This is a genomic window from Ectobacillus antri (assembly GCF_003852715.1).
In the GTDB taxonomy this organism is placed as follows: domain Bacteria; phylum Bacillota; class Bacilli; order Bacillales; family Bacillaceae_G; genus Ectobacillus; species Ectobacillus antri.
Map to the genome: position 1 here is coordinate 1 of NZ_RIAV01000011.1, position 23,081 is coordinate 23,081.

Consider the following 23,081-nt stretch of genomic DNA (forward strand, 5'->3'; position numbering starts at 1 on the left):
CTAGTGATGATGGCAAAGAGGTCACACCCGTTCCCATACCGAACACGGAAGTTAAGCTCTTTTGCGCCGATGGTAGTTGGGACCTTGTCCCTGTGAGAGTAGGACGTCGCTAGGCATACAGCAAACCGGTCAACATGACCGGTTTTTTTGCATGCAAATAATCATCAATAATTGTATAATTTCTGATCTCTCCTGCTGAAAAGAAGCAAGAAAAATTGAAGGAAGAAGTAACTTGGATTATGGAAACCTTGCGTAAACATCACATAACAGGTGTGGATCGTCTGCAACTTTTAGTAGAACTAGATATTTGCTTAGAGCGCGAAGGAGCATTAGAGGAGTTTATACAAATAGGAAAAGATGCTTCTTGCGGAAAGTAAGGAACATAGTGAATGAGAAAGCTCATGTTTTGGGGGCGTTTTACTAATGACATATACTAGGGAAAATAGGGTATGCTAAAAATATTGCTATAAAATACAATCATTATAAAGCAGATGTCTATGCGTCTGCTTGGTATACGTTTTCCGTAAAAGTTAGCCATCATCTTAAAAAACATAGCTGCTTCTATTTGTATGTATATATACATAACAGTGCTATAATAATACATGTATTATACATAGGGAAGGATGATAACCCATGACATTACAACAACAAATTATGAAAGAGCTTAATGTCTCCCCAACTATTGAGCCAGAACAAGAAATACGTAAGCGTATAGATTTCCTAAAAAGCTATTTACTGAAATCAGGAGCTAAGGGCTTTGTTTTAGGAATTAGCGGTGGACAAGACTCCACACTTGCGGGTAGATTGGCACAATTAGCTGTAGAAGAGCTACGAGCAGAAGGAAAAGAAGCTAAGTTTGTAGCTGTACGTCTGCCTTATGGTGTGCAGCAAGACGAGGCAGATGCACAAGCTTCCTTAGCATTTATTCAAGCGGACGAGCAGATTACTTTCAATATTAAAACAACAGTTGATGCATTTGCGATGCAATATGAGCAAGATGCAAGCGAAGCGCTGACAGATTTTAATAAAGGAAATGTAAAGGCTCGTGTACGTATGATTACACAATATGCAATTGGCGGGCAAAATGGTTTGCTTGTCATTGGGACAGATCATGCAGCTGAGGCTGTTACAGGTTTCTTTACAAAATACGGTGATGGCGGCGCGGATTTATTGCCACTTTCAGGTCTAACCAAACGACAAGGTCGCGAGTTGTTAAAAGCATTGGATGCAGATGAGAGATTGTATCTAAAAACACCTACTGCCGATTTGCTAGACAATAAACCGCAGCAAGCGGATGAAACAGAGCTAGGCATTACATATGATGAGTTGGATGATTATTTAGAAGGTAAAGAAGTGTCTGCGGCGGTCGCAGAAGCTATTGAAAAGCGATATAAAATGACAGAACATAAACGCCAGCTACCTGCAACTTTGTTTGATGCTTGGTGGAAGTAAGCAAAAAGCGCAAGATGAACAATCTGTTCATCTTGCGCTTTTTTAGTGTACCGCCGTATTGATACAATCATTGTCTTGTATGCTCATATATTTTTCTTCAATCATTTCAATAAATGGCTCTACATAGCGTCCATCAAACTGTTTATCTGCACAAGCGCGAAGCTCTACAATTGCTTCTGCGAAGGTTTTCGTAGCTTGATACGGTCTTTCTGTCGTCATCGCATCAAAGGAATCAATAATACATAAAATACGTGCCAGCTTTGGTATTGCATCTCCCTGAAGACCGTACGGATAGCCCTTGCCATCAAAGCGTTCGTGATGAAGCTCTACTAATGGAATAAGATCAATCAGCTTTTTGTTGGTTGAAATAATTTCTTTACCCCAAGTTACATGTTTTTTCATGATTTCCCATTCATGAGAGTCGAGTTTGCTTGTTTTATTAATGATATCGCGCGGAATTTCCAGCTTACCAATATCATGAATCAAAGCCCCTAAGATAAGTGTTTTTCGTTCAGTTTCATTTAGTTGTAACTTGTTGCTGAAGTCTACCGCATATTTAAAGACACGTTTACTATGTCGATATGTATACACATCTTTTGAGAGAAAGATATTAAGCTGTTGTTCAATTTCATATAATTCTTTTTCAAGGGTAACGGATTGCGATGCAAAGTAAGAGGACTGTTCATCAAAGACATGAATTAAATTTCGGCCCTGTGCTTTTGCATAATACATCGCTTGATCAGCCTTGCTTAATAATTCTTGTGAGTCATATGTATCAATTGTATATTCAGCAATTCCTGCTGAGAAAGATAAGCATTTATAAGGAAGGTATTCAACACCATCAAAATAAGTATCGTTTACTTTTTTACGAAGGCGCTCCATGTATAAATAAGCGTCTTCTTTTAAGGTGTTAGGCATTAAAATAGAAAACTCTTCTCCTCCATAGCGAGCGACAAAATAATTTTGTTTGGCGCACTCACTTTGTAATAGTGAGCCAAAGAACTTTAAAAGTTCATCACCTTTCATATGGCCGTATAAGTCATTATATTTTTTGAAGTTATCAAGATCGACCAATGCAAGACTCAACGAACGTTTGTGCTGAGAAGCTTCTCGTATATAATCTTCAAGACTGTCCTTGAAAGAACCATGATTATTTAAACCAGTTAAATAATCAGTGTTCGCTTTATGATTTGCTTGTAGGTAAACTGCGAAATGTTGTTTAAAGGCAATTGATAATAGAATAGCTGTTGCTAAGAAAAGTAGTAAGCCAAATAAATTTTGATACGTAACTAAAATGATTAAAACCATTGATAATAATAGAGTAGCTATATATCCGGCAGTTCCCTCTTTCAACATAATTTGGAATATAGAATATCCTGATTGATTAGTATTTATAATAAAATATAGAACAATTATGATGACATTCACTACAAAGTAGAATATTAAGGAGCCTATATAAGGTAATAAATTAGATGCAATTAATTCATTAGGACTACCACCTAAAAATATGAACATGTAATGGAAGGAAATAATCATGATACTATATAATGATATATTAAAAACCTGCTTTGATATCCCAATTTTTCTTCCGTAGTGTTTCATAAATGTTAAACGCCCAATTAGAATCATGTTTAATGTGAAGCCTAGTCCATACATAAAATCTATAGCTAAATACAATGATGAATCTATAGAAAATGAATTTCCTCGAGGTGGTAAGGGAATAGTCATATAACCGAGTGTAGAAATACAAAGAATTAAAAACACTTTAAATGCTAAGTCTTCTAAATTAAGTAAAGAAGTAAATGAAAAATATAAATTAAGAGATACTCCAGTGATACAGATGAATCCTATATATAGATTTAATAGAGACTTATTTAGTGTCATAGCCTATCACTCTCTCTAAAAAGTAGGTAATATCAATAAATTACTTTATATATTAAGTTATAATTTAAGATACGTAGAGAAGCGTCATAAAATTATGACGCTCTTTCTCAACCACCCAATTGAAAACCGGATGTTAAAGCTATAATGATAGAACCCAAGATTACAGCGTTCACAAGAATACGAGTCGCTTTCATGCTGTCTCACCTCCTTTAAAAGAAGGTGTACGTCTGCTCGTAACCATGAGCCATTGGATGAAAATAAAGATACCGACATTCATAATGACATCACCAATGCTGATTACCTGGGATTTCGGATAAGGATCGGTGATAGGAATAATGTCTCCTAAAAATCCTAGGTTTGTATCAGATGTAAGCGCTTGATGCTTGGCATATAGATCGCCATTCTTTAACATATCAACAAATACGGGATCCAGTACGGTAGCAGCTTCTATTGAGACAGGCATGCGACCACCGTTTGCGGCGATGACAATAAAATTTAAAAGAACACCAATTAAAATGATTGTGAATCCTCGATGATGACGGTTTATGTATAAGAAAAATAATCCGACAATATAAACGAGAATATAGATGTAGTTACTGAGCGTTTTAACGAACAAAATCTTATCCTGCATTATAAAAACGAACACTTCAATCAGTAATAACACAGGGAAGATCCAGCCATGCTTTACATGGAAGTCAGCTAATCCTTTGAGACTGCCCTTTCGCAAAAAGCCAATGATGATAGATAGTAAAATTCCGTCAAAAACCATGGTATAATCACCTTTTGCGTATGTATATGGGGTTTCTAAATAATATATAAAGAAATTCGAGTGTATAAATTTTCTAATATACCTGTTAAGTGAATCATATATTTAAATATATACAAAGTCAATATAAACATTATTATAATATACAAAAAAAATAATAAAAGCGTTTTTTTTACGAATTGTATATTTCATTTTATAAAAACATAGAATCTGAAAAATAATGTAATAGATAGAATAAAATGATTGGAAAATGTATGACGGAATGATCTGCCCATTGATTATAAAAGGTTGCCTTCACATGAGAGTTTGTTCTTATATAAGAACAAACTCTCATTACAAATATCTAGAAAAAGGAAACAAAAAGCTATTTTTTGTGCTATGTATTTATATTAGTAAATATAAATACGAATGTTATTGATTGATTTCTATTTAATGTTCGATTTTTGTTGACCATTTCTATAAAAATTGTTAAGATAACGATGGAGATTGAAATATAAAGCCTCATATAATAGCAGGAATAGGGCCTGCGAGTTTCTACCCGGCTACCGTAAATGGCCGGACTATGGGGGAGAGTAGCTCGGTATATTTTATGTACGGAACCATTATGCCTGAGCAGAGTACTTTCCTTCATAGGAGAACTCTGCCCCAGGCTTTTTTATTTGAAGGGGGAGCATATATGCCGACAGTTGGAGTTATTATGGGAAGCACTTCTGATTGGGAGACGATGAAGCATGCTTGCGACATACTAGAAGAACTTAATATTTCTTACGAAAAACAAGTTGTTTCGGCTCATCGTACACCGGATTATATGTTTCAATATGCGGAAACTGCGCGTGAGCGAGGATTAAAGGTGATCATTGCAGGTGCAGGCGGAGCTGCTCATTTGCCGGGAATGGTGGCGGCAAAGACAACGTTACCTGTCATTGGTGTACCCGTGCAATCAAAGGCTTTAAATGGTCTAGACTCGCTCTTGTCCATTGTACAAATGCCGGGCGGTGTACCTGTCGCGACGGTGGCGATAGGCAAAGCCGGTGCCACCAATGCGGGATTGCTTGCGGCGCAGATATTGGGAGCATTTGATGAAAGAATCTATGTGGCTTTAGAAGAAAGACGAAAAGAGACAGAGAAAACGGTATTACAAGGTGAACTAGTATGAAAATGATTTTACCAGGTCAAACAATTGGTATTATTGGCGGCGGTCAATTGGGAAGAATGATGGCAATTGCCGCAAAAGAGATGGGATATAAGATTGCGGTGCTCGATCCGATGCCAAATTCCCCATGTGCGCAGGTTGCCGATACAGAGATTGTCGCACCTTACAATGATATACATGCGATTCAGAAACTTGCATCAATCAGCGATGTCATCACATACGAATTTGAAAACATTGATTATGAAGCATTGCGTTGGTTAGAGAAGGAAGCGTATTTACCACAAGGGAGTGAAGTGCTGCGCCTAACACAAAACCGCTATACAGAGAAAAATGCGGTTATGCGCTCTCACATTCCAGTCGCTGCTTTTCGTTTAATCTGTACAGAGCAAGACTTGCTTCATGGTGTTGCCGATTTTTCTTACCCTTGTGTATTAAAAACAACAACAGGTGGATATGACGGAAAAGGTCAAGTGGTGCTACAAAGCGAAGCGGATTTACCACAGGCAAAAGCATTGCTTATGAACAATGAATGTATTTTAGAAGACTGGATTCCGTTTGAAAAAGAAATTTCAGTAATCGTCGTTCGTAGTGTGAGTGGTGAAACGAAGGTATTTCCAGTAGCTGAAAATATTCATATTAATAATATTCTGCATAAAACAATTGTGCCTGCACGTATCCCGACAGAGCTACAGGAACAAGCAATTTGTTATGCAGAGACACTGGCTAACGATTTGAACCTAGTTGGAACGTTGGCAGTAGAAATGTTTGTAACCAAAGATCAATTATATGTGAACGAACTGGCACCAAGACCACATAACTCTGGTCATTATACAATGGATGCCTGCGAGACAAGTCAGTTTCAGCAGCATGTTCGTGCCGTATGCGGTTGGCCTCTTGGAGAAACCACTTTAACGAAAAATGTTGTCATGGTCAATATTTTAGGAGAACATATAGAAGGGGTTCTAAGCAATGTAAATCAATTTGCGCATTGCAAGCTGCACTTGTACGGTAAAGCGGAGGCGAAGCACAAGAGAAAAATGGGTCATCTCAATATTTTGTGCGACATTGACACAGCCTTGCAGAAGGTACAAACGCTCGGGATATGGAACCGCGAAGAATTGGAGGTTACGCAATGATTAATCGTTATACACGCCCAGAAATGGGTGCAATTTGGACGGAAGAAAATAAGTTTCAAGCATGGCTCGAGGTAGAAATCCTTGCATGTGAAGCATGGGCTGAGCTTGGCGATATTCCTAAGGAAGATGTAGAAAAGCTTCGTGCGCATGCTTCGTTTGACATCAACCGTATTTATGAAATCGAAGAAGAAACACGTCATGACGTAGTAGCATTTACAAGAGCGGTTTCTGAAACGCTAGGTGAAGAGCGTAAGTGGGTACATTACGGTTTAACATCAACAGATGTGGTAGACACGGCGTTGTCTTATTTGTTGAAGCAAGCAAACGATATCTTATATAAAGATTTGAACAACTTCATTGAAATCTTGAAAAATAAAGCGCAAGAGCATAAATACACAGTAATGATGGGACGTACGCACGGTGTACATGCGGAGCCGACTACTTTTGGTTTAAAGCTGGGTCTTTGGTACGAAGAAATGAAGCGTAATCTGGAGCGCTTTAAACATGCGGCTGACAGTGTACGTGTTGGCAAGATTTCTGGTGCAGTTGGTACATATGCCAATATTAATCCATTTGTTGAACAATATGTATGTGAAAAGCTAGGGCTTGAAGCTGCAAAAATTTCCACACAAACATTGCAGCGTGATCGTCATGCTCACTACATGTCTACCCTTGCGCTAATCGCAACTTCTATTGAAAAGATGGCTGTAGAAATTCGCGGTCTACAAAAGAGCGAAACACGTGAAGTTGAGGAGTTCTTCGCAAAAGGTCAAAAAGGTTCTTCTGCGATGCCGCATAAACGCAACCCGATTGGTTCTGAAAATATGACAGGTCTAGCACGCGTCATTCGCGGTTACATGATGACGGCTTATGAAAATGTCCCGCTATGGCATGAGCGCGATATCTCCCACTCTTCTGCGGAGCGCATCATCTTGCCTGATGCAACAATTGCTTTGAACTACATGTTAAATCGCTTCGGTAATATCGTGAAAAATCTAACGGTGTTCCCTGAAAACATGAAGCGCAATATGGAGAGAACATACGGTTTAATTTACTCACAGCGCGTTATGCTTTCGCTAATTGATAAAGGCATGGTTCGCGAAGAAGCTTACGATATTGTACAGCCAAAGGCAATGGAGGCTTGGGAAACGCAAGTTCCTTTCAAAACATTGGTGGAAGCAGATGAGCGTATTACTAATAAGCTCACACAAGCAGAAATTGATGAGTGTTTTGACTATTCGTATCACTTGCAGCATGTGGACACAATCTTTACACGACTTGGCTTGGATTGATAAATGCATAGGCACAGGATCATATTCTGTGCCTCTTTTTATAATCAGATGATTTTTACTATTAAAAAATATTAAAATTTACCGTTGACTACAAATGGCTTTGCAAGAGCCGTTACAAAAGGGGAGTGCCGGGGATGGAGAAACTGGATTTGCTGTATGAAGGAAAAGCAAAAAGAATCTATCGCACAGAACAAGAGGATATCGTATGGGTGGCATATAAAGACAGTGCCACTGCTTTTAATGGTGAAAAAAAGGCTATAATTACAGGCAAAGGTCGATTAAATAATGAGATTACAAGTCTATTATTTATGAAGCTGAGGGAAGCGGGTATTAACAGTCACTTTGTACAAAAAATCTCTGATACAGAGCAGCTTGTACGCAAAGTGAACATCATTCCGCTTGAAGTGGTTGTTCGCAACATTGCGGCTGGTAGCTTATCCAAGCGTTTAGGCATAGAAGAAGGCACGCTGCTTCCGGAGCCAATTGTAGAGTTTTATTACAAGAATGATGATTTAGGAGATCCGCTTATAACAGAAGATCATATCCGAATCCTGCAAGTTGCGACACCTATGCAGCTGCAGGAGCTTCGAGAACGTGCTCTGCAAATCAACAACGTTTTGAAAGCACATTTCGAGGGCTGTGGTGTAAGATTGGTAGACTTTAAGCTTGAATTTGGGGTTACTGAAGAAGGAGAAATTCTGCTTGCTGATGAGATTTCACCAGATACTTGTCGCCTTTGGGATGCAAGCAGCAATGAGAAATTTGATAAAGACGTATTTCGTCGTGATCTTGGCAATTTAACGGATGCTTATGAAGAAATATTAAAACGATTAGGGGGAATTTCACATGTTTAAAGTAAAAGTATTTGTCACATTAAGAGAGAGCGTTTTAGATCCACAAGGAGTAGCTGTTAAGGGCGCACTTCACAGCCTTTCTTTTGTAGAGGTGCAAGATGTTCGTATCGGCAAATACATGGAGCTTACCATTGACCGTACTGTATCTGATCTTGATGCAATGGTAAAAGAAATGTGTGAGAAGTTACTTGCGAATGTAGTAATCGAAGACTATCGCTACGAGGTTGAGGAGGTAGTTGCGCAGTGAAATTCGCCGTAATCGTTTTTCCGGGTTCAAACTGTGATGTTGATATGTATCATGCGATTAAAGATGAATTAGGTGCGGAAGTAGAATATGTTTGGCATGATACCAAAAGTTTAGATGCATATGATGGCGTGTTATTGCCAGGTGGATTTTCATATGGTGACTATTTACGCTGCGGAGCCATTTCCCGATTTTCCAATGTTATGAATGCTGTAAAAGAAGCTGCTGAAGCAGGAAAGCCAGTTTTGGGTGTATGTAATGGCTTTCAGATTTTGCTAGAGGCAGGGCTGCTGCCAGGGGCATTGATGCGCAATAAAAATTTGAAGTTTATGTGCCGGACGGTCGGCCTTTCTGTTGAAAACAACAAAACTATGTTTACTTCGCATTATGCGCAAGGTGAAATCATCAATATCCCGATTGCCCATGGTGAGGGTAATTACTACTGTGATGAAGAAACATTAAAAATGCTAGAAGAAAATAATCAAATCGTGTTCAGATATACAGACAATCCAAATGGAAGTGTTTCTGATATCGCGGGTATTACAAATGCACGTGGCAATGTACTTGGTATGATGCCGCATCCGGAGCGTGCTGTGGATGAGCTACTGGGAGGAGCCGATGGCTTGAAGCTCTTTCTATCAATCTTAAAACACTGGAGGGAACACCATGCCGTTACTGCTTGAGCCAAATCCAACACAAATCGAAGAGCAAAAAATTTATGCTGAAATGGGTCTTTCTGACGAAGAATTCCAAATGATTAAAGATATTTTAGGCAGAACGCCAAATTATACAGAAACAGGATTATTTTCTGTCATGTGGTCAGAGCATTGTAGTTATAAAAACTCCAAGCCTGTTCTTCGTAAGTTCCCGACTACAGGTGAACGCGTCCTACAAGGACCAGGCGAAGGTGCAGGTATTGTTGATATCGGCGACAACCAAGCGGTGGTGTTTAAGATTGAAAGTCACAACCATCCATCCGCAATTGAGCCTTATCAAGGGGCAGCTACAGGCGTAGGCGGTATTATTCGTGATGTATTCTCCATGGGCGCGCGTCCTGTTGCACTATTAAACTCTTTGCGTTTCGGTGAGCTACAAACACCGCGCGTAAAGTACTTATTTGAAGAGGTTGTTGCAGGAATCGCAGGCTACGGCAACTGCATTGGCATTCCAACAGTAGGCGGCGAAGTGCAGTTTGACCCTTGCTATGAAGGAAATCCGCTTGTGAATGCGATGTGCGTTGGGTTAATTAACCATGAAGACATCAAAAAAGGGCAAGCGCACGGAGCGGGCAATACAGTGATGTATGTTGGCGCTTCTACAGGACGTGATGGCATTCATGGCGCGACGTTCGCTTCGGAAGAATTATCTGAGGATTCCGAGTCTAAACGTCCTGCAGTACAGGTGGGAGATCCGTTTATGGAGAAGCTCCTTCTAGAAGCATGCCTTGAATTAGTAAAATCAGATGCTTTGGTCGGTATTCAAGATATGGGTGCAGCTGGCCTAACTTCTTCTTCAGCAGAAATGGCAAGTAAAGCTGGTATGGGAATTGAAATGCATCTAGATGATGTACCACAGCGTGAAGCTGGTATGACAGCGTATGAAATGATGCTTTCAGAATCTCAGGAGCGCATGCTGATTGTCGTGAAAAAAGGCCGTGAGCAAGAAATTAAGGACTTGTTCCAAAAATATGGTCTTGCGGCGGTTTCAATAGGTACAGTAACAGAAGATAAAATGCTTCGTTTATTCCATAAAGGAGAGATGGTGGCGGAAGTACCGGTCGATGCTTTGGCTGAAGAGGCACCTGTTTATCATAAACCTTCTCAAGAGCCTGCTTATTTTGCGGAATTCCAAGCGATGGAAAATGATGTTCCGCAGGTTGACAATTATAATGAAACATTACTTGCTTTGCTAAAGCAGCCAACGATTGCAAGCAAGGAATGGGTATACGATCAATATGATCACCAAGTACGTACAAGCACAATCGTAACACCGGGATCAGATGCAGCAGTTGTACGTGTGCGTGGTACACAAAAGGCGCTTGCGATGACAACAGATTGTAACTCGCGCTATATCTATTTAGATCCAGAAACAGGTGGTAAAATCGCCGTAGCAGAAGCGGCTCGCAACATCGTATGTTCTGGCGCTGAACCGCTTGCGATTACAGATTGCTTAAACTACGGAAATCCAGAGAAGCCGGAAATCTTCTGGCAAATTGAAAAATCTGTAGATGGTATGAGCGAGGCATGCCGTACATTATCCACACCGGTTATTGGTGGAAACGTATCTCTTTACAATGAGCGTAGCGGCGATGCAGTGTATCCGACACCGACGGTAGGTATGGTTGGCCTTGTACATGATTTAACTCATGTTACGACACAAGATTTTAAAGAAAATGGTGACTTGATATATGTAATTGGTGAAACACAGCCGGAGTTTGGTGGCAGTGAGCTACAAAAGATGATGTACGGAAAAATCTTCGGTAAAGCACCTGCGATTGATTTAAAAGTAGAAGCGAAACGCCAAAAACAATTACTTGCAGCCATTCAAGCAGGTCTTGTGCAATCTGCGCATGATATCGCTGAAGGTGGTTTTGCGGTAGCGATTGCCGAGTCATTGATGGGAACAGCATTTGGTGCGGATGTAACGATAGAAGGAGAAGCTACAACTGCCTTGTTTGCAGAAACACAATCTCGTTTTATCGTATCCGTAAAGCCAGAAAATCGTGCAGCCTTTGAGCAGGCTGTGGAAGCAACGTATATCGGTACAGTAACAGAAACAGGTAAACTCATCATTCGCGGTGCAGAAGAACTAATTCATGCTGATGTACAGGAGCTGAAAACCGCTTGGAAAGGGGCAATTCCATGCTTGCTGAACTCAAAGGCTTAAATGAAGAGTGCGGTGTTTTTGGGATTTGGGGGCATGAAAATGCAGCGCAAATTACGTACTACGGCTTGCACAGCCTTCAGCACAGAGGCCAGGAAGGTGCAGGAATCGTTGTAAACGATGGCACTAGCTTAACCGGACATAAAGGGCTTGGCCTAATTACAGAAGTTTTCTCACATGGTGAGCTTGATAAATTAAAAGGAAAAGCGGCAATTGGGCATGTAAGATATGCAACTGCGGGCGGGGGCGGCTATGAGAATGTGCAGCCGCTTCTCTTCCATTCGCAAACAGGTAGTCTAGCACTTGCGCACAATGGCAACCTGGTGAATGCAAATCGCTTAAAATATGAACTTGAGATGCAGGGTAGTATTTTTCAAACAACGTCTGATACAGAAGTATTAGCGCATCTGCTTCGTCGTCACAATGAATTTCCTCTTATCGATCGAGTGAAAGTCGCATTAAACAAAATTCAAGGGGCATTTGCCTTTTTAATGATGACAGAAACACAGCTTTTGGTTGCGCTTGATCCAAACGGCTTCCGTCCTTTAGCAATCGGTATGCTTGACGGGGCATATGTAGTCGCTTCTGAAACATGTGCGTTTGATATTGTGGGGGCGACGTATATTCGTGATGTGGAGCCGGGCGAGCTTCTCATTATTTCTGACGAGGGTATAGAATCAAGAGTGTTCACAACAGAAACAAAGCATGCAATCTGCAGTATGGAGTACGTGTATTTTTCTAGACCAGACAGCAATATTGACGGTATCAATGTTCATGCGGCTCGTAAAAATATGGGTAAACTGCTTGCAAAAGAAGCGCCAGTCGAAGCGGACGTCGTAACAGGGGTACCGGATTCCAGTATTTCAGCAGCAATCGGATTTGCAGAGGCATCAGGTATTCCGTATGAGCTTGGTTTAATTAAAAACCGCTATGTAGGGCGTACGTTTATTCAACCATCGCAAGAATTACGTGAACGTGGTGTAAAGATGAAGCTCTCTCCTGTTCGCGGTATTGTAGAAGGTAAGCGCGTAGTTATGATTGATGATTCCATTGTGCGCGGCACAACGAGTAGAAGGATCGTACAAATGTTGCGTGATGCCGGCGCGACAGAGGTGCATGTGCGCATTGCAGCACCGCCGATTGTCAATCCATGCTACTACGGTATTGACACATCCACAAGAGAAGAATTGATTGCATCCAAGCATAGCATAGAAGAAATGAGAGTACTCATTGGCGCGGATTCTTTATCATTTTTAAGTGAAGAAGGTCTTGTTGATGCAGTAGGACGCAAGCGCGGCGAATGCGGCGGACAATGTATGGCTTGCTTTAACGGACAATATCCAACACCGATTTACGGTGAAGAGCTGATACATCAGCGTAATTAATCATGCAATTATTAGAAGTGGTTTCAAAAGGAGGCGTACACGGTGGCACATTCTTATAAAGAAGCAGGAGTCGATATTGAAGCGGGATATGAAGCGGTGACGCGCATGAAAAAACATGTTCAAAAAACGACTCGTCCTGAGGTTTTGGGCGGCTTAGGCGGATTTGGCGGCATGTTTGATATCTCGAAATTCGGTATGCAGGAGCCTGTTTTAATTTCCGGTACAGATGGTGTAGGGACAAAGCTGATGTTGGCGTTTATGATGGATAAGCATGATACAATCGGAATCGATGCGGTAGCCATGTGTGTAAACGATATTGTGGTCCAGGGAGCAGAACCACTGTTTTTCCTAGATTATATCGCTTGTGGTAAAGCAGATCCTGCTCGGATTGAAAGTATTGTAAAAGGAGTGGCAGAAGGCTGTTTACAAGCCGGCTGCTCCTTAATTGGCGGTGAAACTGCAGAAATGCCAGGGATGTATGCCGAAAATGAATATGACCTAGCTGGATTTACAGTTGGAATTGCGGATAAGCAAAAGCTCATCACAGGGCAAGGCATCGAAGCTGGAGATGTATTAATTGGTCTGTCTTCAAGCGGTATTCACAGCAATGGCTACTCGCTTGTGCGAAAAGTGCTACTAGAACAAGGACAATTGTCTCTACATGAAACATACGGAAATTTGGAGATGACGCTTGGAGAAGAATTGCTTCGTCCGACGCGTATTTATGTGAAACCAATCCTAGCGGCATTGAAGCATTTTCCTATTAAAGGAATGGCACATATTACAGGCGGCGGCTTTATTGAAAACATTCCTCGTATGCTGCCAGAAGGAATCGGTGCAGAGATTGACTACGGCTCTTGGCCTATTCCGCCAATTTTTGATTTGCTACAAGAAACGGGCGGTCTGAATCGAAATGAAATGTTTAATATTTTTAATATGGGAATTGGTATGGTGCTTGCGGTGTCGGAATCAGAGTTTGTAGGTGTAATTAAATTGCTAGAGGCACAAGGAGAAAAGGCATATATTATCGGTAGAGCGGTTGCAGGAGAAGGTGTAACGTTTGGCGGAGGAGCAGTCGTATGAAAATAGCGGTATTCGCGTCGGGGAACGGCTCCAATTTTCAAGCGATGATAGATGCGATGGAGAACGGTGCGCTATCAGTGGAAATTGGTCTGCTCGTTTGTGATAAACCAGGAGCGATGGCCATTGAGCGAGCAAAAGCGCATAGTATTCCGACTTTTGTATTTGCAGCTAAAAGCTATGCTTCTAAAGAGGCTTTTGAAACAGATATTTTGGAGCAGTTGCGTGCTCATCAGATAGAATGGATTTTCCTCGCTGGTTATATGCGTTTGATTGGTACAGTTTTGCTGGAGGCGTATAAAGGTCGTATTGTAAACATTCATCCGTCGCTATTACCTGCTTTTCCAGGCAAAGATGCGGTAGGTCAGGCTTTGGAGGCTGGGGTAAAAGAGACTGGCGTGACAATCCACTTTGTTGATGAAGGTATGGACACTGGGCCTGTAATTGCACAAGCACCAGTGCCAATTGAACCGAGTGATACGCATAAAAGTCTGCATCAAAAAATTCAAGCTCTGGAACATACCTTGTACATCCAGACCATTCAAACTTTAGTAACAGGAGTGAAATTGTCATGAAAAAGCGCGCGTTAGTAAGTGTATCTGATAAAACGGGCATTGTTGAATTCGTTAAAGGGTTAATAGAAGCAGGTGTTGAGGTTATTTCTACAGGAGGTACGAAAAAGCTCCTGCAAGAAAATGGCTTGAACGTAATCGGTATTTCTGAAGTAACGGGATTTCCTGAAATTATGGATGGACGCGTTAAAACGCTTCATCCGAACATTCATGGCGGCTTGCTTGCAGTTCGTGACAACGAAACGCATGTGGCGCAAATGAATGAGCTTGGTATTCAGCCAATCGACTTTGTGGTAGTTAACTTATATCCCTTTAAACAAACAATTGCAAAGCAAGATGTAACATTTGAGGATGCAATTGAAAACATTGATATCGGTGGCCCAACAATGATTCGTTCCGCTGCGAAAAATCATGAATATGTTGCTGTCATCGTAGACCCTACCGATTATTCAGCAGTTCTTACAGAATTAAAGGAAAACGGCGATGTATCTAAGGAAGCAAAGCGTAAGTTAGCGGCAAAAGTGTTCCGTCATACGGCTGCATACGATGCTTTAATCTCTGAATACTTAACAAAGCAAACAGGGGAAGAAAGTCCTGAGACGATTACAGTTACTTTTGAGAAAAAGCAAGATTTGCGTTACGGTGAAAATCCGCATCAAAAAGCGACTTTCTATAAAAGTCCATTCGTAGCTGCTTCCTCGATTGCGTATGCAAAGCAGCTGCATGGTAAAGAATTGTCGTACAATAATATTAATGATGCCGATGCTGCGCTTAGCATTGTAAAGGAATTCGAACAGCCAGCTGTTGTGGCAATTAAACATATGAACCCATGCGGCGTTGGAATCGGTGCTGATATCCATGAGGCGTACCAACGTGCGTACGAAGCTGATCCGGTTTCTATTTTTGGAGGTATTGTGGCGGCGAATCGTGAGATTGATAAAGTGACAGCGGAAAAATTGCATGAGATTTTCTTAGAAATTATCATTGCGCCTTCCTTCTCACAAGAAGCTCTGGATATCTTACAAAGCAAGAAAAATCTTCGTCTATTAACGGTAGATATTGCGAAAGAGCAGGCAGCTAATAAAATGACGTCTGTACAAGGCGGCTTACTTGTCCAAGAAGAGGATACTTTGTCATTGGAGGATGCAAATATCACAATTCCGACAAAGCGTCAGCCTACGGAACAAGAATGGGAAGATCTAAAGCTTGGCTGGAAAGTTGTAAAGCATGTGAAATCAAATGCCATCGTGCTTACGAAGGACCATATGACGATTGGCGTTGGGGCAGGTCAGATGAACCGTGTTGGTGCGGCTAATATTGCAATCGCACAAGCAGGGGAAAAAGCAATGGGGGCATCTCTTGCATCTGATGCGTTCTTCCCAATGGATGATACAGTAGAAGCGGCGGCGAAGGCTGGCGTAACGGCAATCATTCAGCCTGGTGGCTCTATTCGCGATGAGGATTCTATTAAAAAGGCGGATGAATACGGAATCGCAATGGTATTTACAGGTGTTCGTCACTTTAAACACTAAGGGGGAGAAAGCATGAACATTCTGGTTATCGGACGAGGCGGTCGTGAGCACGCATTGGCATGGAAGCTCGCGCAATCAGGCCATCATGTTTATGTAGCACCAGGTAATCCTGGTATGCGCGATGTTGCACAATTGGTGACACTTGATGAAAACGACATTCCAGCACTGATTGCATTCGCAAAGGAAAAAGAAGTGGCTTTGACAATCGTTGGCCCTGAGGTTCCTTTAATGAATGGAATTGTAAATGCGTTTGAAGAAGCGGGTCTTCGTATTTTCGGTCCGCGTAAGGAAGCAGCAGTCATTGAGGGAAGTAAGGCCTTCACGAAGGATTTAATGAAGAAATACGATATTCCTACAGCTGCATATGAAACCTTTACTGAATACGACAAAGCTGTAGCTTATATTGAGCAAATAGGTGCACCCATTGTAATTAAAGCTGACGGATTGGCTGCCGGAAAAGGCGTTACTGTAGCCATGACGAAGAAAGAGGCGCTAGAAGCACTACAAGAGATGATGCTAAATGAGAAGTTTGGTGCTGCAAGTAAAAAGGTCGTAATTGAAGAATTCTTGGAAGGACAAGAGTTTTCTTTAATGGCATTTGTGGCGGGTACGAAGGTATATCCAATGGTAATTGCACAAGATCATAAACGCGCTTTTGATGGAGACCAAGGCCCTAATACAGGGGGAATGGGTGCGTATTCACCGGTCCCGCAAATTCCTGCGAGTGCCGTAGAGAAGGCTGTTGAAACAGTACTTCTGCCCGTTTCAGCGGCAATGGTGCAAGAAGGTCGCTCTTTCACAGGCATTTTGTATGCTGGTTTAATTTTAACAGCCCAAGGTCCTAAAGTTATTGAGTTCAATGCACGTTTTGGCGATCCAGAAACAGAGGTTGTATTGCCGCGCTTGGAGAATGATTTAGCAGATGTTATGCTGCGTCTGCTCGATGGAAAAGAAGTTGAGTTGCAGTGGTCAGCAGATGCAGTTGTCGGTGTCGTGCTTGCGGCGGTCGGCTATCCGGAAGCATATGAAAAGGGTCATGTCATTCGAGGTCTTGATCAAGTAGGCGAAGGCACCCTCATCTTCCATGCTGGTACGTCCATGCAAGACGGTGAATTCGTTACAAATGGTGGTCGTGTATTATTTGTAGCATGTAGAGGAAAAGAATTATCAGAAGCACAAAAGCGCGTATATGAAGAAATCCGTCATATTGAAAGCGCAGGCTTGTTTTTCCGCTCTGATATCGGTAAAAAAGCAATCGACTATATAATGGTATAAGAAAACAGCCGGTGCTATTGTAGCACCGGCTGTTGGTGTGTGGTAGAAAGGAAATTCAGTCGTTGCAGTGTTGACAAGAAAATGCGTTTTCTCTTCCGAATTCAGAATGATTTCGTACCCAAAATCGCTTCGGCTATATCAGCCTCAATTTCCTTGTCTGAAGCACTATAAGCTTCTTTATCATGATGTGAAGGCTCATCATGATGCGCTTTATGTGCCTCTTGTTTATTAGAATGTCCCTTTTTCATAAAGCTCATCATAGGTAAATTCATGTATTTGTTAAGTTTAAATGCTTCTGTAATCGGACAGAAACGAACTATACCCTCGGCAACCTTCATCGCCCCTAATACAACAGAAAGCTTTGCGGAAAAGCACCAAGGTTTACGCGTTAACTTAATAGCGGCAAAGGTAACCATTGTCAATCCCGCTGTAATGCGGATTAACGCATTTAACGTGCCGATGTTTGGTTTGAACACGAGAAACAGCTCCTTTTCCTTACGGTTGAAGTAAATCATCTACCTCGTATCTTATTGTGTGTCACCTCCAGAGCACTATACAATCCAACATTTAGGACAAACTATATAAGGTCAGATTAGCGGTTCGTTAATTCATGAAACTTTGTTATAATGAAATGATGCATAAAGCAGGAAAGAGGTGTTCTTATGTACGACATAAAACAATGGAAGCATGTATTTAAGTTAGACCCGAATAAAGAGATAAGTGAAGAAGATCTTGAAAAAATTTGCGAATCGGGAACAGATGCAATCCTTGTAGGTGGTAGTGACGGTGTAACCTTGGATAATGTATTATTCATGCTATCAAGCATTCGCAGATATACAGTACCTTGCGTACTCGAGGTATCATCTTTAGAGGCAGTAACACCCGGTTTTGACTACTATTATATTCCTTCCGTTTTAAACAGTCGTAATCCGCAGTGGATTACTGGTTTACAATACGAAGCATTAAAGGAATTCGGCGATATTATGAACTGGGACGAGATTTTTATGGAGGGATATTGTGTTCTAAATCCAGATTCCAAAGTCGCGGCGTTAACAGAAGCGAATTGTGCGTTAAATCATGATGAAGTGATTGCTTATGCACGCCTAGCGGACAAGTTGTTGCGCTTACCAATTTTCTATTTGGAGTACAGTGGTACATATGGAGATCCGGAGCTTGTAAAAAAAGTAAAACGCGAGCTAGAATCCGCTCATTTATACTACGGCGGAGGCATCTCGACAAAGGAACAGGCTGCAGAGATGGCCCAGTATGCAGATACGGTTGTAGTCGGCAATCTAATTTATACAGATGTAAAAGAGGCTTTGCGTACAGTGCAAGCGGTGAAAGGGGAGTGACAACATGAGCGGATTGCAATTATTAACGGGCTTAAATCCCGAGCAGCAAGCTGCGGTCAGAACAACAAGCGGTCCCCTGCTAATTATGGCAGGTGCGGGCAGTGGTAAAACAAGAGTATTGACGCACCGTATTGCTTATTTGCTACAGGAAAAAGGTATAGCACCATGGAACATACTCGCCATCACCTTTACAAACAAGGCAGCGCGCGAGATGAGAGAGCGTATTGATAAATTGGTTGGTCCGGAAGCAAATGATATTTGGATTTCAACCTTCCACTCCATGTGTGTTCGGATTTTGCGCCGCGACATCGATCGCATTGGCATTAGCAGGAATTTCACCATTTTAGATGATAGCGATCAAATGTCAGTTGTCAAAAACATTTTAAAGGATCGCAACGTTGATCCGAAAAAGTTTGAACCACGCGCTTTATTAGGTGCAATCAGTAGTGCTAAAAACGAACTGATTACCCCGGAGCAATATACAAAAGAAGCATCTCCCGACCCGTACGAAAAAATGGTTAGTGATGTGTATACGGAATATCAAAAGCGTCTTCGCAAAAACAATGCTTTGGACTTTGATGATTTAATCATGACAACCATCCACTTGTTTGAGCGCGTACCGGAAGTGTTGGAATTTTATCAGCGGAAGTTTCAGTACATACACGTCGATGAGTACCAAGACACAAACCGTGCGCAATATTTACTCGTGAAAATGATAGCTGCACGTTTTCAAAATTTGTGTGTTGTGGGTGATTCGGATCAGTCTATTTATCGTTGGCGCGGTGCGGATATTACAAATATTTTGTCGTTTGAGAAAGACTATCCGAACGCAACCGTAATTATGCTAGAGCAGAATTATCGTTCTACCAAAAATATTCTACAGGCTGCTAATACAGTAATTAATAATAATGTAAATCGCAAGCCCAAGAATTTATGGACGGATAATGAACAAGGATCTCCAATTTCCTACTATCGTGCGGTAACGGAGCAGGATGAGGCGTACTTTGTTGCGAAAAAAATTCGCGACGATATCCAAAATGGCAAACGCAGCTATAAGGATTTTGCGGTGTTATATCGCACTAATGCTCAGTCTCGTGTGGTGGAGGAGGTTTTCTTAAAATCTAATATTCCGTATAAAATCGTCGGTGGTATTAAGTTCTATGACCGCAAAGAAATTAAAGACATCCTAGCCTACTTACGCTTAATTGCAAACCCACAGGACGAGATTAGCTTCTCTCGTATCATTAATGTACCGAAGCGCGGTATTGGCGCATCCTCCATCGATAAAATCATCAACTACGGAACGGTGAATGACCTGCCTTTAAGCGATGTACTAGAGCAAATTGATTTTGTCGGACTGAGTTCCAAAATTACGAAGGCTGTCGGAGAATTTCATCGTCATATGAAGAGCTGGGTACAGCAGCAGGAATATTTGTCTGTAACGGAATTGGTGGAAGAAGTGCTAGAGAAAACAGGGTACCGTGATATGCTCAAAAACGAGCGTTCTTTAGAAGCACAGGCGCGTCTTGAAAACTTAGAAGAGTTTTTATCGGTTACACAAAACTTTGAAGCACAAAGCGAAGACAAAAGCTTAGTCGCGTTTTTAACGGATTTGGCGCTCGTAGCGGATATTGACCGCGTTGATGAAGAGCCAGGCAGTCAAGAAGAAGTAATTTTAATGACCATGCACTCAGCAAAAGGGCTGGAGTTTCCAGTTGTGTTTATTGTTGGTATGGAGGAGGGAATCTTCCCTCACTTGCGTTCCTTAATGGACGAAAATGAAATGGAAGAAGAGCGTCGCTTGGCTTATGTGGGCGTGACGCGAGCCGAACAAGAGCTGTATATCACAAATGCCCAAATGAGGACGCTTTATGGTAGAACGAGTATGAATCCAGAATCCCGTTTTATAGGCGAGATTCCACAAGAACTCATACAGCCACTTCATAATGTGCCGCAAAAAAGAAAGACAACGCCGACCGCAGCGCCTCGGATGCACCCTGTACAGCAACCGACATTGCAGTCAACAGGCGGAGAGCAGCATGGCTGGCGTGTAGGTGACAAAGCGGCACATAATAAATGGGGAACAGGTACAGTTGTGAGTGTAAAGGGCGCTGGAGATAATATGGAGCTTGATATTGCCTTCCCAAGTCCAACAGGTATTAAACGATTGCTGGCCAAGTTTGCCCCAATTACAAAGGTGTAGGAGGTTACTATGTTAACTGAAATTGCACAGCGCATAGAAGAATTGCGCGATATGTTAAATAAACTTAATTATGAGTATCATGTTTTGGATAAGCCTTCCGTTTCAGATGCTGAATATGACAAGTATATGCAAGAGTTGATGCGGTTAGAGGAAGAGCATCCGGAATTTTTGACAGACGATTCCCCTTCCTTGCGTGTCGGCGGGCAAGTCCTTGATGTATTTACAAAAGTGACACACACATCCCCTATGCTTAGCCTTGGCAATGCATTTAATGAGGCGGATTTACATGATTTCGATCGAAAAGTCCGACAAGGTAGTGGACGTGAGCACATTCGCTATGTATGCGAATTGAAAATAGACGGTTTAGCAGTGTCACTTCGTTACGAGAACGGCTTGTTTGTGCAAGGTGCTACGCGCGGCGATGGGGTGACAGGTGAAGATATTACCCAAAACTTAAAAACAATTAAGGCAATTCCGTTGCGTTTAAAGGAATCTGCTACAATGGAAGTGCGCGGAGAGGCATATATGCCGAAACGTTCTTTTGTAAAGCTCAATGAAGAAAAAGAAGAAAAGGGCGAAGTTTTGTTTGCGAACCCAAGAAATGCTGCAGCTGGTTCTCTACGTCAATTGGATCCAAAAATCGCAGCACAGCGCAATTTATCGTTCTTTGTGTACGGTTTAACGAATTTAGAAGGACAGACCATCTCCTCTCATAGCGAGGCGTTGGATTATCTTGATGCACTTGGCTTTAAAACGAACACGCATCGTCGTGTTTGCGGCAGTATAGAGGAAGTGATTGCCTATGTGGAGGAGTGGCAAATCAAGCGTCCAGAGCTTGATTATGAAATAGACGGTATCGTTATTAAAGTAGATGATGTGACGATACAACAGCAACTAGGGTTAACAGCGAAAAGTCCAAGATGGGCTATAGCTTATAAATTTCCCGCTGAAGAGGTTGTGACAAAGCTACTTGATATTGAGCTAAACGTAGGTCGTACAGGCGTTGTTACACCAACCGCAAATCTCGAACCTGTTCGTGTTGCTGGTTCCATTGTGCGCCGCGCTTCGCTTCATAATGAAGATCTAATTCGTGAAAAAGACATTCGTATCGGTGATTATGTAATCATCAAAAAGGCCGGAGATATTATTCCCGAGGTCGTAAGTGCATTGGTCGAGCGTCGCACAGGAAAAGAGCAAGAGTTCCGTATGCCAGAGACTTGTCCAGAATGTGAGAGTGAATTAGTAAGATTGGAAGGAGAAGTCGCACTTCGGTGTTTAAATCCATCTTGTCCAGCACAAATCCGCGAAGGGTTAATTCACTTTGTATCTCGTGATGCCATGAATATTGATGGGTTGGGAGAACGCGTGATTACACAGCTGTTCAATGAAAAGTTAATTCATACGGTTGCTGATATATATAAACTGGAAAAAGAACAACTACTGGCGCTTGAGCGCTTTGGTGAAAAGTCCGCTTCTAACTTAATTGCAGCTATCCAAGCTTCTAAGAATAACTCTCTAGAGAAGTTATTGTTTGGATTGGGGATTCGTCATGTTGGATCAAAGGCTGCTCGCACATTAGCCCAGCATTTTGACAGCATGGAAAATCTGCGCAAGGCAAGCGTAGCAGAATTAACAGCTATTAATGAAATTGGTGATAAAATGGCAGAGTCTATTGTCGCTTATTTTGATAATGAAGAAGTAGAAGAATTGCTTCAAAAGCTTGCCGAGTATGGGGTAAATATGACATATAAAGGTGCAAAACCTTCAGAAGCGGTAAACAGCGATTCGTATTTTGCGGGCAAAACAGTAGTGTTAACTGGTAAACTGGAACTCATGGGACGCAGTGAGGCAAAGAAGAAAATTGAAGAGCTTGGCGGAAAAGTGACTGGAAGTGTGAGTAAAAGTACAGATTTACTAATTGCAGGAGAAGCGGCCGGTTCCAAACTAGCACAGGCTAAAAAACATAACGTAGAAGTATGGAATGAAGAGAGGTTTGTGGCGGAGTTAAATAAGTAAGA

The 23,081-nt window shown here is 41.6% G+C and carries 20 protein-coding genes, 1 rRNA gene and 1 riboswitch; of the genes, 18 read left to right on the forward strand and 3 right to left on the reverse strand.

What is annotated here, in order from left to right; translation table 11 throughout:
• The 3 genes from rrf to nadE all read left to right on the forward strand — a co-directional run bounded on the left by rrf (nt 1) and on the right by nadE (nt 1,452).
• A 5S ribosomal RNA gene (rrf, locus tag EEJ45_RS11325) occupies nt 1–115 on the forward strand.
• A gap of 100 nt (nt 116–215) precedes the next feature.
• Nucleotides 216–377, forward strand: coding sequence for a hypothetical protein (locus EEJ45_RS18450; protein WP_164464264.1), 162 nt, complete (start codon nt 216–218; stop codon nt 375–377).
• A gap of 256 nt (nt 378–633) precedes the next feature.
• Nucleotides 634–1,452 carry an ammonia-dependent NAD(+) synthetase gene (nadE, locus tag EEJ45_RS11330; RefSeq protein ID WP_124564932.1) on the forward strand — a complete coding sequence of 273 codons (819 nt, stop codon included), beginning with the start codon at nt 634–636 and terminating at the stop codon, nt 1,450–1,452.
• 42 nt (nt 1,453–1,494) lie between these two features.
• Here the strand turns inward: nadE and EEJ45_RS11335 are convergent, their stop codons facing one another.
• A complete protein-coding gene (locus tag EEJ45_RS11335) occupies nt 1,495–3,336 on the reverse strand; it encodes a bifunctional diguanylate cyclase/phosphohydrolase (protein ID WP_124564933.1) in 1,842 nt (613 codons plus the stop codon).
• Between the two features lie 190 nt (nt 3,337–3,526).
• Complete coding sequence (locus EEJ45_RS11340) at nt 3,527–4,105, reverse strand: DUF5317 domain-containing protein (protein ID WP_124564934.1); 579 nt, start codon at nt 4,103–4,105, stop codon at nt 3,527–3,529.
• A gap of 478 nt (nt 4,106–4,583) precedes the next feature.
• Nucleotides 4,584–4,685, forward strand: a riboswitch (purine riboswitch).
• A 93-nt stretch (nt 4,686–4,778) separates the two neighbouring features.
• Between EEJ45_RS11340 and purE the strand changes: the two genes are divergently transcribed.
• The 12 genes from purE (at nt 4,779) to purD (ending at nt 17,508) form a co-directional block, all read left to right on the forward strand.
• The gene (gene purE, locus EEJ45_RS11345) at nt 4,779–5,258 is read left to right on the forward strand and encodes a 5-(carboxyamino)imidazole ribonucleotide mutase (RefSeq protein WP_124564935.1); all 480 of its coding nucleotides are present in this window, start codon (nt 4,779–4,781) and stop codon (nt 5,256–5,258) included.
• Entirely contained in the window at nt 5,255–6,391 is a 1,137-nt protein-coding gene (gene purK, locus EEJ45_RS11350) for a 5-(carboxyamino)imidazole ribonucleotide synthase (protein ID WP_124564936.1), read from the forward strand. Before purE ends, purK begins: the two co-directional genes overlap by 4 nt.
• Nucleotides 6,388–7,683 (forward strand): adenylosuccinate lyase, encoded by a 1,296-nt coding sequence (gene purB / locus EEJ45_RS11355; RefSeq protein ID WP_124564937.1) that lies wholly within the window; start codon nt 6,388–6,390, stop codon nt 7,681–7,683. Before purK ends, purB begins: the two co-directional genes overlap by 4 nt.
• Nucleotides 7,684–7,817: 134 nt before the next feature.
• Nucleotides 7,818–8,537, forward strand: a complete 720-nt coding sequence (gene purC / locus EEJ45_RS11360; protein WP_124564938.1) for a phosphoribosylaminoimidazolesuccinocarboxamide synthase — start codon at nt 7,818–7,820, stop codon at nt 8,535–8,537.
• On the forward strand, nt 8,530–8,784 hold the full coding sequence (purS, locus tag EEJ45_RS11365) for a phosphoribosylformylglycinamidine synthase subunit PurS (RefSeq protein ID WP_124564939.1): 255 nt from the start codon (nt 8,530–8,532) through the stop codon (nt 8,782–8,784). Before purC ends, purS begins: the two co-directional genes overlap by 8 nt.
• Nucleotides 8,781–9,464 (forward strand): phosphoribosylformylglycinamidine synthase subunit PurQ, encoded by a 684-nt coding sequence (gene purQ, locus EEJ45_RS11370; RefSeq protein WP_124564940.1) that lies wholly within the window; start codon nt 8,781–8,783, stop codon nt 9,462–9,464. Before purS ends, purQ begins: the two co-directional genes overlap by 4 nt.
• Entirely contained in the window at nt 9,448–11,667 is a 2,220-nt protein-coding gene (gene purL, locus EEJ45_RS11375) for a phosphoribosylformylglycinamidine synthase subunit PurL (RefSeq protein ID WP_124564941.1), read from the forward strand. Before purQ ends, purL begins: the two co-directional genes overlap by 17 nt.
• Nucleotides 11,643–13,049, forward strand: a complete 1,407-nt coding sequence (gene purF / locus EEJ45_RS11380) for an amidophosphoribosyltransferase (RefSeq protein WP_124564942.1) — start codon at nt 11,643–11,645, stop codon at nt 13,047–13,049. The genes purL and purF overlap by 25 nt, the downstream gene beginning before the upstream one ends.
• 42 nt (nt 13,050–13,091) lie before the next feature.
• Entirely contained in the window at nt 13,092–14,132 is a 1,041-nt protein-coding gene (gene purM / locus EEJ45_RS11385) for a phosphoribosylformylglycinamidine cyclo-ligase (protein ID WP_124564943.1), read from the forward strand.
• Nucleotides 14,129–14,704: a phosphoribosylglycinamide formyltransferase gene (gene purN / locus EEJ45_RS11390; RefSeq protein ID WP_124564944.1), complete on the forward strand. Its 576-nt coding sequence runs from the start codon at nt 14,129–14,131 to the stop codon at nt 14,702–14,704. The genes purM and purN overlap by 4 nt, the downstream gene beginning before the upstream one ends.
• Nucleotides 14,701–16,233, forward strand: a complete 1,533-nt coding sequence (gene purH / locus EEJ45_RS11395) for a bifunctional phosphoribosylaminoimidazolecarboxamide formyltransferase/IMP cyclohydrolase (protein WP_124564945.1) — start codon at nt 14,701–14,703, stop codon at nt 16,231–16,233. Before purN ends, purH begins: the two co-directional genes overlap by 4 nt.
• 12 nt (nt 16,234–16,245) lie before the next feature.
• The gene (gene purD, locus EEJ45_RS11400; RefSeq protein ID WP_124564946.1) at nt 16,246–17,508 is read left to right on the forward strand and encodes a phosphoribosylamine--glycine ligase; all 1,263 of its coding nucleotides are present in this window, start codon (nt 16,246–16,248) and stop codon (nt 17,506–17,508) included.
• Nucleotides 17,509–17,609: 101 nt separating this feature from the next.
• Here the strand turns inward: purD and EEJ45_RS11405 are convergent, their stop codons facing one another.
• A complete protein-coding gene (locus EEJ45_RS11405) occupies nt 17,610–18,023 on the reverse strand; it encodes a YgaP family membrane protein (RefSeq protein WP_124564947.1) in 414 nt (137 codons plus the stop codon).
• A 147-nt stretch (nt 18,024–18,170) separates the two neighbouring features.
• Between EEJ45_RS11405 and pcrB the strand changes: the two genes are divergently transcribed.
• From pcrB to ligA, 3 genes are read left to right on the forward strand one after another with little or no spacing between them, the layout of a single operon-like run.
• Nucleotides 18,171–18,860 carry a heptaprenylglyceryl phosphate synthase gene (pcrB, locus tag EEJ45_RS11410; RefSeq protein ID WP_124564948.1) on the forward strand — a complete coding sequence of 230 codons (690 nt, stop codon included), beginning with the start codon at nt 18,171–18,173 and terminating at the stop codon, nt 18,858–18,860.
• 4 nt (nt 18,861–18,864) lie between these two features.
• Entirely contained in the window at nt 18,865–21,063 is a 2,199-nt protein-coding gene (pcrA, locus tag EEJ45_RS11415) for a DNA helicase PcrA (protein ID WP_124564949.1), read from the forward strand.
• 9 nt (nt 21,064–21,072) lie between these two features.
• On the forward strand, nt 21,073–23,079 hold the full coding sequence (ligA, locus tag EEJ45_RS11420; protein WP_124564950.1) for an NAD-dependent DNA ligase LigA: 2,007 nt from the start codon (nt 21,073–21,075) through the stop codon (nt 23,077–23,079).
• The last annotated feature ends 2 nt before the right edge of the window (nt 23,080–23,081 follow it).

What these genes read in the sequence shown, in the direction of transcription:
- nadE (WP_124564932.1), top strand. Translation starts at nt 634, where the DNA reads ATGACATTACAACAACAAATTATGAAAGAGCTTAATGTCTCCCCAACT.
- EEJ45_RS11335 (WP_124564933.1), bottom strand. Translation starts at nt 3,336, where the DNA reads ATGACACTAAATAAGTCTCTATTAAATCTATATATAGGATTCATCTGT.
- EEJ45_RS11340 (WP_124564934.1), bottom strand. Translation starts at nt 4,105, where the DNA reads ATGGTTTTTGACGGAATTTTACTATCTATCATCATTGGCTTTTTGCGA.
- purE (WP_124564935.1), top strand. Translation starts at nt 4,779, where the DNA reads ATGCCGACAGTTGGAGTTATTATGGGAAGCACTTCTGATTGGGAGACG.
- purK (WP_124564936.1), top strand. Translation starts at nt 5,255, where the DNA reads ATGAAAATGATTTTACCAGGTCAAACAATTGGTATTATTGGCGGCGGT.
- purB (WP_124564937.1), top strand. Translation starts at nt 6,388, where the DNA reads ATGATTAATCGTTATACACGCCCAGAAATGGGTGCAATTTGGACGGAA.
- purC (WP_124564938.1), top strand. Translation starts at nt 7,818, where the DNA reads ATGGAGAAACTGGATTTGCTGTATGAAGGAAAAGCAAAAAGAATCTAT.
- purS (WP_124564939.1), top strand. Translation starts at nt 8,530, where the DNA reads ATGTTTAAAGTAAAAGTATTTGTCACATTAAGAGAGAGCGTTTTAGAT.
- purL (WP_124564941.1), top strand. Translation starts at nt 9,448, where the DNA reads ATGCCGTTACTGCTTGAGCCAAATCCAACACAAATCGAAGAGCAAAAA.
- purF (WP_124564942.1), top strand. Translation starts at nt 11,643, where the DNA reads ATGCTTGCTGAACTCAAAGGCTTAAATGAAGAGTGCGGTGTTTTTGGG.
- purN (WP_124564944.1), top strand. Translation starts at nt 14,129, where the DNA reads ATGAAAATAGCGGTATTCGCGTCGGGGAACGGCTCCAATTTTCAAGCG.
- purH (WP_124564945.1), top strand. Translation starts at nt 14,701, where the DNA reads ATGAAAAAGCGCGCGTTAGTAAGTGTATCTGATAAAACGGGCATTGTT.
- purD (WP_124564946.1), top strand. Translation starts at nt 16,246, where the DNA reads ATGAACATTCTGGTTATCGGACGAGGCGGTCGTGAGCACGCATTGGCA.
- EEJ45_RS11405 (WP_124564947.1), bottom strand. Translation starts at nt 18,023, where the DNA reads ATGATTTACTTCAACCGTAAGGAAAAGGAGCTGTTTCTCGTGTTCAAA.
- pcrB (WP_124564948.1), top strand. Translation starts at nt 18,171, where the DNA reads ATGTACGACATAAAACAATGGAAGCATGTATTTAAGTTAGACCCGAAT.
- pcrA (WP_124564949.1), top strand. Translation starts at nt 18,865, where the DNA reads ATGAGCGGATTGCAATTATTAACGGGCTTAAATCCCGAGCAGCAAGCT.
- ligA (WP_124564950.1), top strand. Translation starts at nt 21,073, where the DNA reads ATGTTAACTGAAATTGCACAGCGCATAGAAGAATTGCGCGATATGTTA.